Below are 14,301 nucleotides of genomic sequence, written 5' to 3' on the forward strand. Positions count from 1 at the left end.
CCTCAGCCGCGTCCGACATAGGGCATCTTGGTTGCCATGACGGTCATGAACAGCACATTGGCGTCGAGCGGCAGGCCGGCCATGTAGACGACAGCCTCGGCGACGCGGGCAACGTCCATCACCGCTTCCGCAGCAATCGAGCCATTGGCCTGCTGGACACCGACGGTCATCGGAACAGCCATTTCGGTCAGCGCATTGCCAATGTCGATCTGGCCGCAGGCGATGTCGAACGGGCGGCCATCGAGCGCCAGCGTCTTGGTGAGCCCCGTGATGGCATGTTTGGTGGCTGTGTAGGGCACTGAACCGGGACGCGGCGCATGCGCCGAAACGGAGCCGTTGTTAATGATACGCCCGCCCATCGGCTCCTGCCTGCGCATCGCCGCGAAGGCAGCCCGCGAGCACAGGAACGTGCCGGTGACGTTGACCGACACGACCTCGTTCCAAGCCTCGACCGGGATCTCGTCGATGGTCGACGCCTTGTAGCCCATGCCGGCATTGTTGAAGAGCAGGTCGACGCGGCCGAACGCCTCGGTGATGGTCTCGAACATGTCGTCGACCTGTTCGGGTTTCGTGACGTCGCAGACGATGGCCAGCGCCTTGGCGTCGGTCTTGCCGGCATCGCGGATCGCCTCATCTAGCGCATGCTTGCTGCGGCCGCAGAAGACGGTGTTCCAGCCGTCCTGGAGCAGAGCGGTCGCCACCGCCTTGCCGATACCCTTGCCGGCACCCGTGACCACCGCAACCCTGTTGCTTGCCATGATGAAGCTCCTCCCTGCGCATGACGATCGCCGGCGGCAGATCATTGGTAGCTGAAGCAGTCTAAAGCACGGCCTTGAAAATCAAAATAGGACAGCGCGCAGTCGGCACTAAACCGGTGCGTCATTTCTAAGAATTGGGGAGGGAGAGATACACAAAAAGGGCGGTCATTGGCGACCGCCCAGTCTTTGATCGAACCGTGCTTGGGAGGAGGAGAGCCGATCCGAGTAAGAAAATGATGCGCCTGGGCGGTTAACAAATCCTTAACGCGAAAAATCGCCTTTTAGGCACCGCCCGGTGCCTCCTGTCGGTTACCAGCGCGGGTTGACCTGCGGATTGGCCGAAGCCTCGACGACCGGCACCTTGACGCTCGAAACCGTCGCCTCGATGTGGTCAACGAGTGCGTCCGGCAGCTGCAGGCGGCCGGCGAGCAGGTCGAGGTAGCCGCGCTCGGCGCGGGTGTCGGGATCGATGGCCAGGCGCGAGGCGGTGTAGAGCTCGACCTTCTGCGCCTCGGTCTGGGCGGCAGCGACGATCGAGTCGAGATCGAGCGGCGAATTGAGCTCTTCCATCAGGAACTGCTCGGCGTCGGAGCCGATGCCCGACAGGCTGAGTTTGTCGCCGATCTTCTTGCGCTCGTCTTCGTCGATATGGCCGTCAGCCTTGGCGGCGGCGATCATGGCGCGGATCAGCGTCAGCACGAACTCGGTCTCGCCCTGCGGCGCCTGCGAGGGGTGGAAGGAATTGTCGGACGGCGGCGGCAGAAGCTGCGGCTCGGCATCGGGGGCATCCGCGGTCTGCTCGGGGGCATTGCCGGCCTTGTAGTTCTGGTAGGCCTTGTAGGCGAGACCGCCAATGGCAGCGAGGCCACCGACCTTCAGCGCCGTACCCGCGACCTGGCGGCCAGCACCAGTGCCGAGCAGCACGGCGACGAGCGCACCGGCAGCAAGCGGATTGTCCTTGGCGAGCTGGGTCGCCTGCCCGGCCTTGTCGCGCACGGTGGAGCCGGTTCCCGGGATCTTGGAGCCGAGGAGATCGTCGAGCAGCTTCTTGGGGTCGAACATGGATGTCTCCGGTTGGAATGTCGGTCGCCGAGAGGTAGGCGGACGATCAAGACATTACAATGACGCCCGCCAATTTGGCGAGGTCGGCCGGCAGCGGAAGGTTAACTGCCGATATGGGGGCTGGTGCCACGTTTTTCTGCCAGCTCAACCTGGCGGTGGCGCTCGGCATAGCGGGCGCGGTCCTCGTCAGTGCGGGCGTCATGGCAATGCGGGCAAGACACGCCAGCCTCGAACTTCGGCGACAGAAGCTCTTCGGGCATCAGCGGATGCCGGCAGGCGCGGCACAGTTCGGCCTCGCCCACGGCAAGCCCGTGCGACACCGACACGCGCTCGTCGAAGACGAAGCACTCGCCCTGCCAAAGGCTTTCTTCGGCGGAAACGTCTTCGAGATATTTGAGGATGCCGCCCTTGAGGTGGAAGACATCGTCGATGCCGATCGACTTCACGTAAGCCGTGGCCTTCTCGCAGCGGATGCCGCCGGTGCAGAACATCGCCACCTTCTTGCCTTCGAGCTCGTCGCGATGATTTTCCACCCAGGCCGGGAACTCGCGAAAACTCTTGGTCTGCGGGTCGACAGCGCCTGAGAACGTTCCGATCGCCACTTCATAGTCGTTGCGGGTGTCGACGACGATGGTGTCGGGATCGGAGATGAGGGCGTTCCAGTCGCCCGCCTCGACATAGGCGCCGACGCTGGCAAGCGGATCGATGCCCTCGACGCCCATGGTGACGATTTCCGCCTTGAGCCGCACCTTCATGCGGTGGAACGGCATCTCTTCGGCAGTGCTGTACTTGACCTCAAGTGCGCCGAATTCCGGCATGGCTTCGAGATGGGCGATCAGTTCGGCGATCGCCTCTTCGGTGCCAGCGACCGTGCCGTTGATTCCCTCGCGCGCGAGCAGCAGCGTTCCCTTGATGCCACGGCCGCAGCAGAAGGCGGCGAGCGGCGCGCGCAAGGCCTCGTAACCCTCGAGCCGGCAGAAGCGGTAGAGGGCGGCAACGCGGAAAAGCGGCTGGGGTGTGGACAGATTCATCGCCGAGCCACTAGCGCCTCGGCCCGATTTTTTCAACGTGCGGCTGAAAGTAGAATGATTACAGGCAGTTCGTGATTCGGCCCCGACCTCGGGTTCGCTGCCCGCTTTTCCACGCCTGCCGAAACCAGGCGACAATGGCCGCTGCGAAATGGAGAATGTCGCGCATGTTCAGCAGGCAGACGGCAACGGAAATCGAAAAGGCAGCCCAAGAATTCGGGCTCGAACCGGCGGCATTGCTCGCTATTGCCGAGATTGAGAGCGCCGGCCAGGTATTCGCCAAGATCGACGGCCGCAACGAGCCGCTGATCCGTTTCGAAGGCCACTATTTCGACCGCAGGCTTTCCGGCGCAGCGCAGGAGCGCGCACGCGCCGAGGGCCTCGCCGCGCCGACGGCGGGCACCATTGCCAACCCGCGCGCCCAGGCGGCGCGGTGGCAGATGCTCGACCGGGCGGCAGATATCGACCATCGGGCTGCCTATGAATCGACATCATGGGGTCTCGGCCAGGTGATGGGCGCGCATTGGCAATGGCTCGGCTTCGACGATGTCGATGCGCTTGTGACCGAGGCGCGTTCAGGCGCTGCCGGCCAGGCACGGCTGATGGCGCGCTATCTCGACAAGGCCGGGTTGACCAGTGCGCTGAACGATCATGACTGGGAAGCCATTGGCCACGGCTACAACGGACCCGGTTTCCGCAAGAACGGCTACCACCTCAAACTGGCGGAAGCATACAAAAGGCAGATCGACGGCCCTGCCCCCGGCGACCGTACGATGACTGTGGGCACGAGTGGCGAGCTTGTCACCGAATTGCAGGAAGCGCTGGTTGCCCTGGGATACGCAGTCGATACGGATGGCATCTACGGGCCAGGCACAGCAACTCAGGTCAAGCGGTTTCAGGCCGATCACGGCCTTGCCGCTGACGGCATCGCCGGCGCGCGCACGCAGGCAGCCGTCGCCAGGGCCCTCGGCGGCCGTGATTTGTGGTCGACGCTCAAAGGCTGGTTCGCCCGGATTTTCAGCAAGGCATAGACTGCTGGCGCCGCAAGGCGTAGGGCTTCGGTGGCAGCAACGGCCCGGGCCCGCGGCCTGCCATTCGGGCCGCAACACCATGTCGCGACAGGCTTCGTGGACTCGGAATGGCGGGTCTGTTAAATCGGTTGAAAATTGACAGCGGAGTGAATGCCATGACCAGCAAAACCCAGAAACTGCTTGCGCTGCTCGATGGCCAGCCAGTCATTCCGGTGCTGAAGATCGAGCGCGCAGCCGATGCCGTACCGTTGGCCCGCGCGCTGGCGCGTGGTGGCCTCCGGGCAATCGAGATCACGCTCAGGACCGACGAAGCGCTGGAATGCATCCGCCGTGTCGCCGCCGAGGTCGAGGACTGCATCGTCGGCGCCGGCACCATCTTGAATGCGCGCCAGTTTGACGAAGCCGTCGCCGCCGGCTCGAAGTTCATCGTCAGCCCCGGCCTGACCCGCGAACTGGCCGCCCACGCTGCAAAGAGCGATGTGCCGCTGCTGCCGGGCACTATCACACCGGGAGAGATCATGGGCGCGCTTGAAGCCGGCCTCGACTTCCTCAAGTTCTTCCCCGCCGAGCAGGCCGGCGGCGCGCCCTTCCTCAAGGCGCTGGCTTCGCCTATTTCAGGCGTGAAGTTCTGCCCCACGGGCGGTGTCTCGGCCAAGAACGCCAGGGACTATCTCAGCCTGCCAAACGTCGTCTGCGTCGGCGGCTCGTGGGTCGCCCCCGACGACATGGTCAAGGCAGGCGACTGGGCCGGCATCGAGGCGCTCGCCGCCGAGGCAAACAAGCTGCGCAAGAACTGAGGCTTATCTTCTCCCCTTGCGGGAGAAGGCGGGCGCCTAAAAGCAAAAAGCCGCGCGGGTTGCCCAGCGCGGCTTTTTCATTGTCTTGATATCGATCAGTTCGTCGAGAACCGGGCCACCGAGAGGAACTTCACGGCGCTGCCGGAGAACTTATGGGCATCAGCTGACTGGTCGCCCTGCTGGAAGCCGGCCGTGTAAACCTCTTTCGGTGCAGTGCGGACCATGTTGTAGGCAAAACCCGGCGCCTTGGTATTGGTCGTGACCGTCGTGACCTGCGTGCCGCTGCGCAATGCCCAACGTGCGGCGTCGGGCGCTGCGGCAACGACGACGGCCTTGGGATCGGGCTTGGCTTCCTGAGCCGATGGCCGGGCCGACTTGCGCGTCGTCTTGACGTTACCACCCACGGCCGCGGCGGGATCGGTACCGGCCGAGGCCGTGGCGATCGCGTTCTTGGGCGTGGCAGTTGCAACCGCCTCAGGCTGGTCGAAGACCGAACGCGGCTCCGGCTGAGGTGCAAGAGATGCGATTTCGAGTTCGTCCTGGGCCGACTCGTCTTCGGCGGGAATGTCGTTCGCAGCAGCCAAAGCAGCTTCGACGGTCATGTCCTGCGGACGAGCCGACGGCAGCGGCGCGTTGACGTCGCTAGCCGTGGCAGGCGCATCATCCGTCGCGGCCAGCGCCATCAGCACGCTCTGGTCCTCAGGCTTGAGCTCGGCCGGCGGGGTGTGGTTCGGGCGCCAGGTCGGCAGCGGTACATTGGCTGCGATCTGCTGCTCGACCGCGGTCGGCTGCTCGCCTTCGGCAAGCGGTGCCGAAGCAGCACCGAACGGCACGTTCTCGGCGGTCGCCATGCCCACCTCGGCCTGCGGCCGCGGGGCGACGCCAGGCAACGGCACGCTGCGCGCCGGAAGGGCTGCGATGATTGTCTCGGGCGCCTGCTGGTCAGGTACCTCGTCGGCCACCTGCGGCAGCTCGGCACGCTGCGCATTCTCGGGCGCCACGATCTGGATGCCGGGCAGCGGCTTGGCGGCTGCCGGCGCTTCGGCGATGGCCTTGGTCGGCGCCTTCTTGGGCTGAACGGCAGCCACTGCGATTTCGCCGGTATCCTCTTCCTCGTCGGCACCGCCACCAAACAGCGCGGCAAACAAGCCGCCGCTGCGCTTGGCAGGTGCTGCACTCGCGAGCACGAAGTCACCGCTCGCCTTGCGCGACTGATAGGATGCCAATGCCTGCTCGAAGCCGGGCAGCGGCTTGCCGTCGCTCGGCACGTGCAAGGTCTTGCCCGACGGGAACACGGCAACGAGTTCCTTGCGGCTCATGCGCGGCCAGTGGCGCACATTGCCGACGTCCATGTGGACGAAGGGCGAGCCGGAACGCGGATAATAGCCGACGCCGCCGGCCTGCACGCGCAGGCCCGCGTCACGCAGCTTCTTCAGCGGCACGCCCGGAATGAAAAAGTCCATCGCTTTGCCGAGCATGTGCTGGCTTTTCTCCGCAACGCCGCTGGAGCGGCTGCGCAGCAGCGAATTGGTTGCCGGCGAACGATAGGCCGACACGACATGGATGTAGTCGCGGCCGCCAGCCGAGCGATAGGCCTCCCAGACCACGTCGAACAGACGCGGGTCCATCCTGGTCGGCTCGTTACGGCGCCAGTCGCGCAGGAATTGATTGAGCTTCTTGAGGCCGGCCTGATCGTAGCGGCCATTGCGCTTGAACGTGATCTCAGCCCGCTCACCCGTGTGGGTGTAATACAGCTTGAGTGTCCGCGTTTCGGCGGAGGCTGTTGCCTGAGAGGCTGTCAGGAAACCAAACGTTAGCATCGCGGCTGTAAGCCACTTCTGCCAACCATTCGATTTCGAGCGACGCCCTTCGGTGTTCTCGATCCTATTCAAATCAAAAGGCCCTGTTAGGCTGCCATCTGTCCCCGGATTTGAAGCCCGGACACGCTTACGGATTCGCGTCCGAATATCGATCCTAATGGTTAATCACTGCTTATTGAAGGCGAAATGCGGTAACACCATGGCGATATCCCAGCAAAAAGGAATCGCACCTTTTCATGGTAAACCACTGGTTTAAACCACAAAAACACCACTGAACAAATACGCACGAAACTGTACAGCGCTGCGGCCCGCAAGCGACACGCAAGCTTTAATTCAAAATCGGCGGCAACAAAATATCAAGAGGCGAGTCGCTCGCTGCGACCGGTCTCGGGGTCGATGCCGTATTCCTTGAGTTTACGATACAGCGTCGAGCGGCCGATTCCCAGCCGCCGGGCGACCTCGCTCATCTGGCCATTGTAGTGATCGATGGCGAGCCGGATCATCTCGAACTCGACGTCGGCAAGCGCCCGGACATTGCCGCGCTCGTCGAGCGCGCGCAGCATTCCCGGCCGGACGCGCTCCGGTGCCGGCGGCTGAAGGGCCGTGACCGGCGCGACCCTTTCGGCCACTGCGCTGCCCGTCGTGGGCGTGGCATCGCCACCGAGATCGACGACGCCTTCGACCTGGGCGCGGATCTGCGGGAATTCGTCCTCGGTGAGTATGTCGCCCTCGGACAGCACACAGGCGCGGAACACGGCGTTTTCGAGCTGCCTGATGTTGCCCGGCCAGTCATAGGCCTGGAGGAGCGCCAGCGCATTTTCCGAGATCATCGGGATGCGGCCATGCGGGCTGGCGGGCGCAACGCGCGAGATGAAATGGCTGACCAGCAGCGGGATGTCGTCGCGACGCTCGCGCAGCGGCGGCACGAAGATCGGGTAGACATTGAGGCGATAAAACAGGTCCTCGCGGAACTTGCTGTCCTTGACCTGCTGCAGAAGGTTGCGATGCGTCGCCGAAATCAGCCGGATGTCGACCTTGACCGTCGAACGGCCGCCAACCGGGTCGACCTCACCCTCCTGCACCGCACGCAACAGCTTGACCTGCACGTCGAGCGGCAGGTCGCCGATCTCGTCGAGGAACAGCGTGCCGTGGTTGGCCTCGACGAACTTGCCCGGATGTTTCTCCGTCGCTCCGGTGAACGAGCCCTTCTCGTGGCCGAACAGGATGCTTTCGACGAGATTGTCGGGAATGGCGCCGCAATTGACGGTGACAAAGGGTTTCGAACGGCGGTCGCCGGAGCCCTGGATGGCGCGCGCCACGAGCTCCTTGCCGACGCCCGATTCGCCCTCGATCAGGATCGGGATGTTCGATGCAGCGGCTTTCTGGCCGAGCCGGATGACACGGTCCATGGCGGGGCTGCGGGTAACCATGTCGCGGAAGGTCAGCAATCCGCTGCCGCGGCGCGCGGTGCGGCGCACCTGGTCCTCGACCGCCTCGACCTTGAGCGCATTGTCAATCGCCGCCGCCAGCCTGTCGGGCGAGGCCGGCTTGACGACAAAGTCGAAGGCGCCGTTGCGCATCGCCGAAACCACGGTTTCAATGCCGCCTTGCGCGGTCTGGACGATGACCGGAAGGGCGATGCCGCGTTCGCGCATCGCCTTGAGCACGCCGATGCCGTCGAGCCCCGGCATGGACAGATCGAGAATGATCACGCCGATCTCGCCGGCGCGCGGTCCGTCGAGCATGCGAAGTGCTGCTTCGCCGCCATCGACAGTTATTGCGGTGTGGCCGAATTTCGTCACCGCGGCGTCGACGAGGCGACGTTGTACGGGATCGTCATCGACTATGAGAATCGAACCTGCCATGAATGTCCGCAATATGCCCGCAGCTGCTGATTGGATGTGGATCATCCTGGCACAGGGTTCTAAATAAGGTTTCAAGAAAGCCGGTGAACGAATCCCTTAGGATTGAATCTAACCGGCCAAAGACAGTGAAAAGGAAGACGCAATGCGTTGGAATTCCGGGCAACAGATGTCGGCCACTGCCTCCGCCGGGAGCGCGGCAGGGCTGGGCGACCTGCCCGAATGGAACCTTGCCGACCTCTATTCCGGCATGGACGCACCAGAACTTGTCCGCGATCTCGAAAAGGCCTCGGCCGATGCTGTTGCCTTCGAAGCACGCTGGAAAGGCACGCTCGCCATCGAGGCCGAGCGCGGCGCTGCCGGCAAGCTCGGCGAGGCGATGCGCACCTATGAAGCGCTGGAAGAACTGGTCGGCCGCGTCGTTTCCTACGCCGGCCTCGTCTATGCCGGCGACACCTCCGATCCCAAGCGTTCGAAGCTTTATGGCGACGTGCAGGAGAAGATGACCGATGCCAGTGCGCATCTGCTGTTCTTCGCGCTCGAACTGAACCTGGTCGACGACGACCTCATCCTGAAAGCGCTCGATACCGATCCGGCGTTCGGCCATTATCGCCCCTGGGTGCTCGACCTCAGGAAGGACAAGCCCTACCAGCTCGAAGACCGGGTCGAACAGCTGTTCCACGAAAAGTCGATCACCGGGCGCGGCGCCTGGAACCGGCTGTTCGACGAGACCATGACCGACCTGCGCTTCAACATCGGCGGCGAGGAGCTGGCGCTCGAACCGGCGCTGAACATGCTCCAGGACCCCGACGGCGAGGTCCGCAAGGCAGCGTCCGACGCGCTTGCCGCGACCTTCCGCAAGAACCAGCGCGTCTTCACGCTGATCACCAACACCCTGTCCAAGGACAAGGAGATTTCCGACCGCTGGCGCGGTTTCGAGGACATCGCCGACTCGCGCCACCTCGCCAACCGGGTCGAGCGCGAGGTCGTCGACGCGCTCGCCGCCGCCGTTCGTGAAGCCTATCCGCGCCTATCGCACCGCTACTACAAGATGAAGGCCAAGTGGCTCGGCATGGAGGTGATGAACCACTGGGACCGCAATGCGCCATTGCCGGAGACGCCGCAGGCGACGATCGGCTGGGAGGACGCCAAGGATACGGTTCTGACCGCCTACCAGCGCTTCTCGCCTGAAATGGCCGAGATCGCGCGCGACTTCTTCGACCGCCGCTGGATCGACGCGCCTGTTCGCCCCGGCAAGGCGCCGGGCGCTTTCGCCCATCCGACGGTGCCGTCGGCGCACCCCTACGTGCTGCTCAACTACATGGGCAAGCCGCGCGACGTCATGACCCTTGCCCACGAGCTCGGCCATGGCGTGCACCAGGTTCTGGCCGCCGGCCAGGGCGCGCTGATGGCCTCGACACCGCTGACGCTGGCCGAGACGGCGAGCGTCTTCGGCGAGATGCTGACCTTCCGCTCGCTGCTCGACCGCACCACCGACAAGCGCGAACGCAAGGCGATGCTGGCGCAGAAGGTCGAGGACATGATCAACACGGTCGTGCGCCAGATCGCTTTCTACGAGTTCGAGCGCAAGGTGCATTCCGAGCGCAAGAACGGCGAACTGACCTCCGACCAGCTCGGCCAGTTCTGGCTCGAGGTGCAGGCGGAAAGCCTGGGGCCTGCGATCAAGCTGCGCGAAGGCTACGAGGTGTTCTGGTCGTACATCCCGCACTTCATCCACTCGCCCTTCTACGTCTATGCCTATGCCTTCGGCGACTGCCTGGTGAACTCGCTCTATGCCGTCTACCAGAATGCCGAGCGCGGCTTTCAGGAGAAGTATTTCGAGATGCTGCGCGCCGGCGGCACCAAGCATCATTCGGAGCTTCTGAAACCGTTCGGGCTCGACGCCACCGATCCCGCCTTCTGGCAGAAGGGGCTTGCCGTCATCAGCAGCCTCATCGACGAACTGGAAGCGCTGGACTGATCGCCGGCGCATTCCCAGGCAACTGAAGTCATGACTGGTCCCCAATCCCCTTTCGTCCTGTTCCGGGACGACCCCGCCGGCCGCGAGGTGCTGTTCGAGGCACCGCGCGAGATCATCGTTGCGCATGAAGCGTCGGAGTTTTTCCCGGCGTTGCAGGCAGCCCAGAAGGCGCATGAACAGGGCAAGTGGCTCGCCGGCTATTTCTCCTACGAGGCCGGCTACTTGCTCGAACCGAAGCTGCGGCCGCTGCTGCCCGAAGGCCGGCGCATGCCGCTGGTCTGCCTCGGCGTGTTCGACCAGCCGTCCGACAACGACCGCCCGGCATCGCGCGGGGCGGTGACCAACGGACCGATCTTCGACGCGCGGGCGACATGGTCGGAGGCGGACTATGAACGCCGCTTCAAGAAGCTGCACCAGCACCTGCGCCAGGGCGACTGCTACCAGGCCAACCTGACCTTTCCGGTCCATGCGCAATGGTCGGGCACCCCGCTCGACGCCTTCGACGCCTTGATCGCACGACAGCCGGTGAAGTACGGCTCGCTAGTCTCGCTCGGCGGCCCAACGGTACTGTCGCGCTCGCCCGAGCTGTTCTTCGAGATCGACAGCGACGGCTGGATCGAGACGCATCCGATGAAGGGCACTGCCCCTCGTGGCAAGACGCCGGAGGAGGACGCCGCCCTCAAGCAATTCCTGCGCAACGACGAGAAAAACCAGGCGGAAAACCGCATGATCGTCGACCTGCTGCGCAACGACATCTCGCTGATCAGCGAGGTCGGCACGCTCGACGTGCCGGAGCTGTTCCGCATCGAGAGCTATCCGACCGTGCACCAGATGGTCAGTACCGTCCGGGCGAAGCTGCTACCCGGACTCAGCATCGAACAGGTCTTTGCGGCGCTGTTTCCCTGCGGCTCGATCACCGGTGCGCCGAAGATCCGCGCCATGGAGATTCTGCGCGAACTGGAGAGCACCCCGCGCGACGTCTATTGTGGTGCCATCGGCTGGATAGCGCCGGGCGGCACGATGCGGTTTTCGGTGGCGATCCGCACCATCACGCTGCACGACGACGGCGAGGCCGTCTACAATGTCGGCGGCGGCGTGGTGTTCGATTCGACTGCGGAAGCGGAGTATGCGGAATGTCTCCTGAAAGCGCGCTTCGCCACGGGCACGGTACCAGCTTCGAGCTGATCGAGACGATGCGCTGGGAGCCGCTTGGCGGCTTCCTTCGCGGCGATCTCCACCTCGCCCGTCTCGAAACTTCGGCGATGGCGCTGGGCTTCGGTTTTGACCGCGAAATCGTCGGACAGGGCCTGCGGCGTGTGGCCATTGGCGACGCCGCCTTGCGGGTCCGCCTCGCCCTTTCGGCGGACGGCAGCGTCGACGTCACAACCCAGCCGTTTGCACCGCTCGCGCGCGACGCCGTATGGACGATTCGCATTGCCAGGACGCGTCTCGACAGCTCAAATCAGCTGCTGCGCCACAAAACCACGCGCCGCGAAGCCTATGACCGCGCCCGCGCAGAGTTTTCACGCGAAGAAGCCGACGAGATGATCCTGCTCAACAAGGCGGGAAACGTCTGCGAAGGCACCATCACCAGCATCTTTGTTGACCTTGGCGACGGCGGACCACTCAGGACACCTGCACTTGCTTGCGGCCTGCTTGCCGGGATTTTGCGCGGCGAAATGCTTGAGCGCGGCGAAGCGGTCGAGACGATTTTGAGCTTAGATGACCTCAACGGGGCATCAAGACTGTGGGTTGGGAACTCGCTACGCGGGTTGATCGCGGCAAAGCTGGTGCAAGGTTAGGTTTGACTCACCGCCATAGTCGACTACATTGTATCCAGGTGCATTTGTAGAGCCTGAACATGGCCAGCGAATCCAAATTCTCTATCAGCCTGCCCGACGATCTGCGCTGCGAAGTAGACGATTATGCAACGCTGACGAGACGCTCGCGCGCCTTCATCATCAAGGAAGCAGTGGCCGCTTATGTCGGCGACCAGCAGGCCTATCTCGCCAGCGTGCGCGAGGCCGAACGCGAGGCTGATGAAGGTACTTTCGTACTTGGCGAAACCGTGGCGGATTGGCTGGCGTCATGGGGAACCGACAGTGAACTGCCAGCCCCCGAAGCAGGTGCCGCCGAGACATGACGCTACGCATCCTTCCCCGCGCCGTCCGTTATCTCGCCGAGCTCCGCACGACTATTGCCGCTGATGATCCTGAAATGGCCCAGAAGGTCGGCGACCGCATCATCAAGGCGCTGCGGCTGATCGAGGAGCGGCCCGACATCGGCCGCCCGACCGCCGGCCGCGAATCCGTTCGCGAGTGCGCCGTGCCCGACCTGCCCTATTTCATTCCTTACCGCGTCAAGGACGGCAACATCGAAGTGCTGCGCGTCTATCACACAAGGCGCAACCGCCCGCCGCAGTGGCCGACCACCCTGTGATCCCCACGCACACGCCTTACGACGGCAGCTCGAAACCTTTCGCCATAGGAGCGAAAGTCCTCGGTGGCGTTATCAAATTAGCGGCCATCACGTTTCTTGGTGCATGGGGCATAATCCTCGTATGCACCGCTTTCATTTTTTCAACGACATGGAAGCCGCACTACGACGACACAAATCCGAAATACCGATTTCTCACAGAACAAATCGGGAAAATCGCCGAGCGGTGGTCGAAGGGCGACTACAGTCGCAACACACTCGACTTAACCCTTTTGAATGACGGAAACTGGACCATCGCTTGCGTCTATGGAGGGTACAATAACCCTCTGGACGAGATGATTGATCGAGGTGCCACTGTCAGCTCGGCAGATAGAGCGCGCCTGATCGAGCTTGGAAACAAGGATTTTCGGTTGTCCCAAGTCGAAGAATCCGAAGTTATGGTCGTCTATGTCGACAAGTCTAACGAAGCGCACTTCATCCATGCCGGCAACGGGTTCGGTCCAAACGGGCAGCACCTCAAACAATGCACCACGAGCACTAACCCCAGACTCGAGCTATCGTGAACGTAGTCCCAAGCCTGCCTACCCACACGCCTTACGACGGCAGCTCGAAACCTTTCGCCATCGGACTGAAGCAGGCGGAGCCGCGCGACTGGATCGAGCTGGACGGGCATCTCGAAGCCTATCTCGCGGAGAAGGATCGGCTCTACACCGAGCTCCCCGACAAGGTCTTCGTCGCCGAGCCTGAGACGCGTGCGGCCCAGCAGGAAGTGCTCGACCTCCTGGTCGCGCATCTGGTCGAGCGCTATCCGGAAACCTATCGCCTCGAAGGCAGGAGCTGCGTGATTGCGGACTCCGGCCGCTCCGTCGACGTTACCGACGCCGGGGACAATCCGCTCGTTGCTGCTTCAAAGCTCGTCCAGGAAGACCTGATCCTGATGCGGCAGGGCGACAATGGCTGGCGGCTCGCCGCCGGTTCGCTGTGCTTCCCCTCGTCATGGCGTCTGACGGAGAAATTCGGCAAGGCGATACATGACATCCATGGCCCGGTACCGGGCTTCGGCCCGGGCACCCGCATGAACGAACTGATCGCCCGCATGTTCGACAAGCTCGCGGTGCTGGTCGAACGCTTCAACTGGTCGGTCCAGGCCAATGGCGAGCTTTACCATCCGCTCTCCGACCGCCAGCGCCTGGCCCGCTCGGCCGAGCCCGACTCGACCTTCCCGGGCGCCGACGTCGCCGCCCACGCCTTCATCCGCGTCGAGCGCCAGACCCTGCGCAAGCTGCCAGTCTCAGGCGATATCCTGTTCACCATCCGCATCTATCTCGACCCGCTGGCGGTGCTTGCGCGCAACCCAGACAGGGCGCAACTGGCCGCCTCTTTCGCCGGGCAATTGATGGCGCTCGACCGCGACCAGCTCGACTACAAGGGCCTCACAGCCGACCGCGACAGGCTGGTCGGTTTCCTCAACGGCATCGCCTCCGCCGGCTAAGAATAGCGGCATAACGTCCGGTTCCTACAGGATG

The 14,301-nt window shown here is 63.5% G+C and carries 14 protein-coding genes; 9 read left to right on the forward strand and 5 right to left on the reverse strand.

Going from position 1 to position 14,301, the window contains the following annotated elements; all coding sequences use genetic code 11:
* Positions 1-2 precede the first annotated feature (2 nt).
* The 3 genes from ACSQ3E_RS04715 to trhO form a co-directional block, all read right to left on the reverse strand.
* Positions 3-758, reverse strand: coding sequence for an SDR family oxidoreductase (locus tag ACSQ3E_RS04715; RefSeq protein ID WP_310322302.1), 756 nt, complete (start codon positions 756-758; stop codon positions 3-5).
* A 309-nt stretch (positions 759-1,067) separates the two neighbouring features.
* Positions 1,068-1,820 carry a tellurite resistance TerB family protein gene (locus ACSQ3E_RS04720; RefSeq protein WP_436121792.1) on the reverse strand — a complete coding sequence of 251 codons (753 nt, stop codon included), beginning with the start codon at positions 1,818-1,820 and terminating at the stop codon, positions 1,068-1,070.
* A 101-nt stretch (positions 1,821-1,921) separates the two neighbouring features.
* Positions 1,922-2,851 carry an oxygen-dependent tRNA uridine(34) hydroxylase TrhO gene (gene trhO / locus ACSQ3E_RS04725; RefSeq protein ID WP_436121793.1) on the reverse strand — a complete coding sequence of 310 codons (930 nt, stop codon included), beginning with the start codon at positions 2,849-2,851 and terminating at the stop codon, positions 1,922-1,924.
* Positions 2,852-3,006: 155 nt separating this feature from the next.
* Here trhO and ACSQ3E_RS04730 point away from each other — a divergent pair, with 155 nt between their 5' ends.
* Together ACSQ3E_RS04730 and ACSQ3E_RS04735 are read left to right on the forward strand one after the other, a co-directional pair.
* Entirely contained in the window at positions 3,007-3,879 is an 873-nt protein-coding gene (locus ACSQ3E_RS04730; RefSeq protein WP_436121794.1) for an N-acetylmuramidase domain-containing protein, read from the forward strand.
* Positions 3,880-4,034: 155 nt separating this feature from the next.
* Positions 4,035-4,676 carry a 2-dehydro-3-deoxy-phosphogluconate aldolase gene (locus ACSQ3E_RS04735; protein ID WP_436121795.1) on the forward strand — a complete coding sequence of 214 codons (642 nt, stop codon included), beginning with the start codon at positions 4,035-4,037 and terminating at the stop codon, positions 4,674-4,676.
* A gap of 95 nt (positions 4,677-4,771) precedes the next feature.
* Here ACSQ3E_RS04735 and ACSQ3E_RS04740 read toward each other — a convergent pair whose 3' ends face one another.
* Together ACSQ3E_RS04740 and ACSQ3E_RS04745 are read right to left on the reverse strand one after the other, a co-directional pair.
* Entirely contained in the window at positions 4,772-6,496 is a 1,725-nt protein-coding gene (locus ACSQ3E_RS04740) for a DUF882 domain-containing protein (protein WP_436121796.1), read from the reverse strand.
* A 356-nt stretch (positions 6,497-6,852) separates the two neighbouring features.
* Positions 6,853-8,361, reverse strand: coding sequence for a sigma-54-dependent transcriptional regulator (locus tag ACSQ3E_RS04745; RefSeq protein ID WP_436121797.1), 1,509 nt, complete (start codon positions 8,359-8,361; stop codon positions 6,853-6,855).
* A gap of 142 nt (positions 8,362-8,503) precedes the next feature.
* On the opposite strand from ACSQ3E_RS04745, the gene ACSQ3E_RS04750 reads away from it, so the two are divergent.
* From ACSQ3E_RS04750 to ACSQ3E_RS04780, 7 genes are read left to right on the forward strand one after another with little or no spacing between them, the layout of a single operon-like run.
* Positions 8,504-10,339 (forward strand): M3 family oligoendopeptidase, encoded by a 1,836-nt coding sequence (locus tag ACSQ3E_RS04750; protein ID WP_436121798.1) that lies wholly within the window; start codon positions 8,504-8,506, stop codon positions 10,337-10,339.
* Between the two features lie 30 nt (positions 10,340-10,369).
* The gene (locus ACSQ3E_RS04755; RefSeq protein WP_436121799.1) at positions 10,370-11,524 is read left to right on the forward strand and encodes an aminodeoxychorismate synthase component I; all 1,155 of its coding nucleotides are present in this window, start codon (positions 10,370-10,372) and stop codon (positions 11,522-11,524) included.
* 8 nt (positions 11,525-11,532) lie between these two features.
* A complete protein-coding gene (locus ACSQ3E_RS04760; RefSeq protein WP_436121800.1) occupies positions 11,533-12,141 on the forward strand; it encodes an aminotransferase class IV family protein in 609 nt (202 codons plus the stop codon).
* A 59-nt stretch (positions 12,142-12,200) separates the two neighbouring features.
* Positions 12,201-12,482, forward strand: a complete 282-nt coding sequence (locus tag ACSQ3E_RS04765; RefSeq protein ID WP_310322323.1) for a CopG family ribbon-helix-helix protein — start codon at positions 12,201-12,203, stop codon at positions 12,480-12,482.
* Positions 12,479-12,778 carry a type II toxin-antitoxin system RelE/ParE family toxin gene (locus ACSQ3E_RS04770; protein WP_310322326.1) on the forward strand — a complete coding sequence of 100 codons (300 nt, stop codon included), beginning with the start codon at positions 12,479-12,481 and terminating at the stop codon, positions 12,776-12,778. Before ACSQ3E_RS04765 ends, ACSQ3E_RS04770 begins: the two co-directional genes overlap by 4 nt.
* The gene (locus ACSQ3E_RS04775; protein ID WP_436121801.1) at positions 12,760-13,338 is read left to right on the forward strand and encodes a hypothetical protein; all 579 of its coding nucleotides are present in this window, start codon (positions 12,760-12,762) and stop codon (positions 13,336-13,338) included. The genes ACSQ3E_RS04770 and ACSQ3E_RS04775 overlap by 19 nt, the downstream gene beginning before the upstream one ends.
* Positions 13,335-14,267, forward strand: coding sequence for a heme-dependent oxidative N-demethylase family protein (locus tag ACSQ3E_RS04780; protein ID WP_436121802.1), 933 nt, complete (start codon positions 13,335-13,337; stop codon positions 14,265-14,267). Before ACSQ3E_RS04775 ends, ACSQ3E_RS04780 begins: the two co-directional genes overlap by 4 nt.
* Positions 14,268-14,301 lie beyond the last annotated feature (34 nt).

Origin of the sequence: Aminobacter sp. LjRoot7 (genome assembly GCF_964252895.1) — a bacterium.
In the GTDB taxonomy this organism is placed as follows: domain Bacteria; phylum Pseudomonadota; class Alphaproteobacteria; order Rhizobiales; family Rhizobiaceae; genus Aminobacter; species Aminobacter aminovorans_B.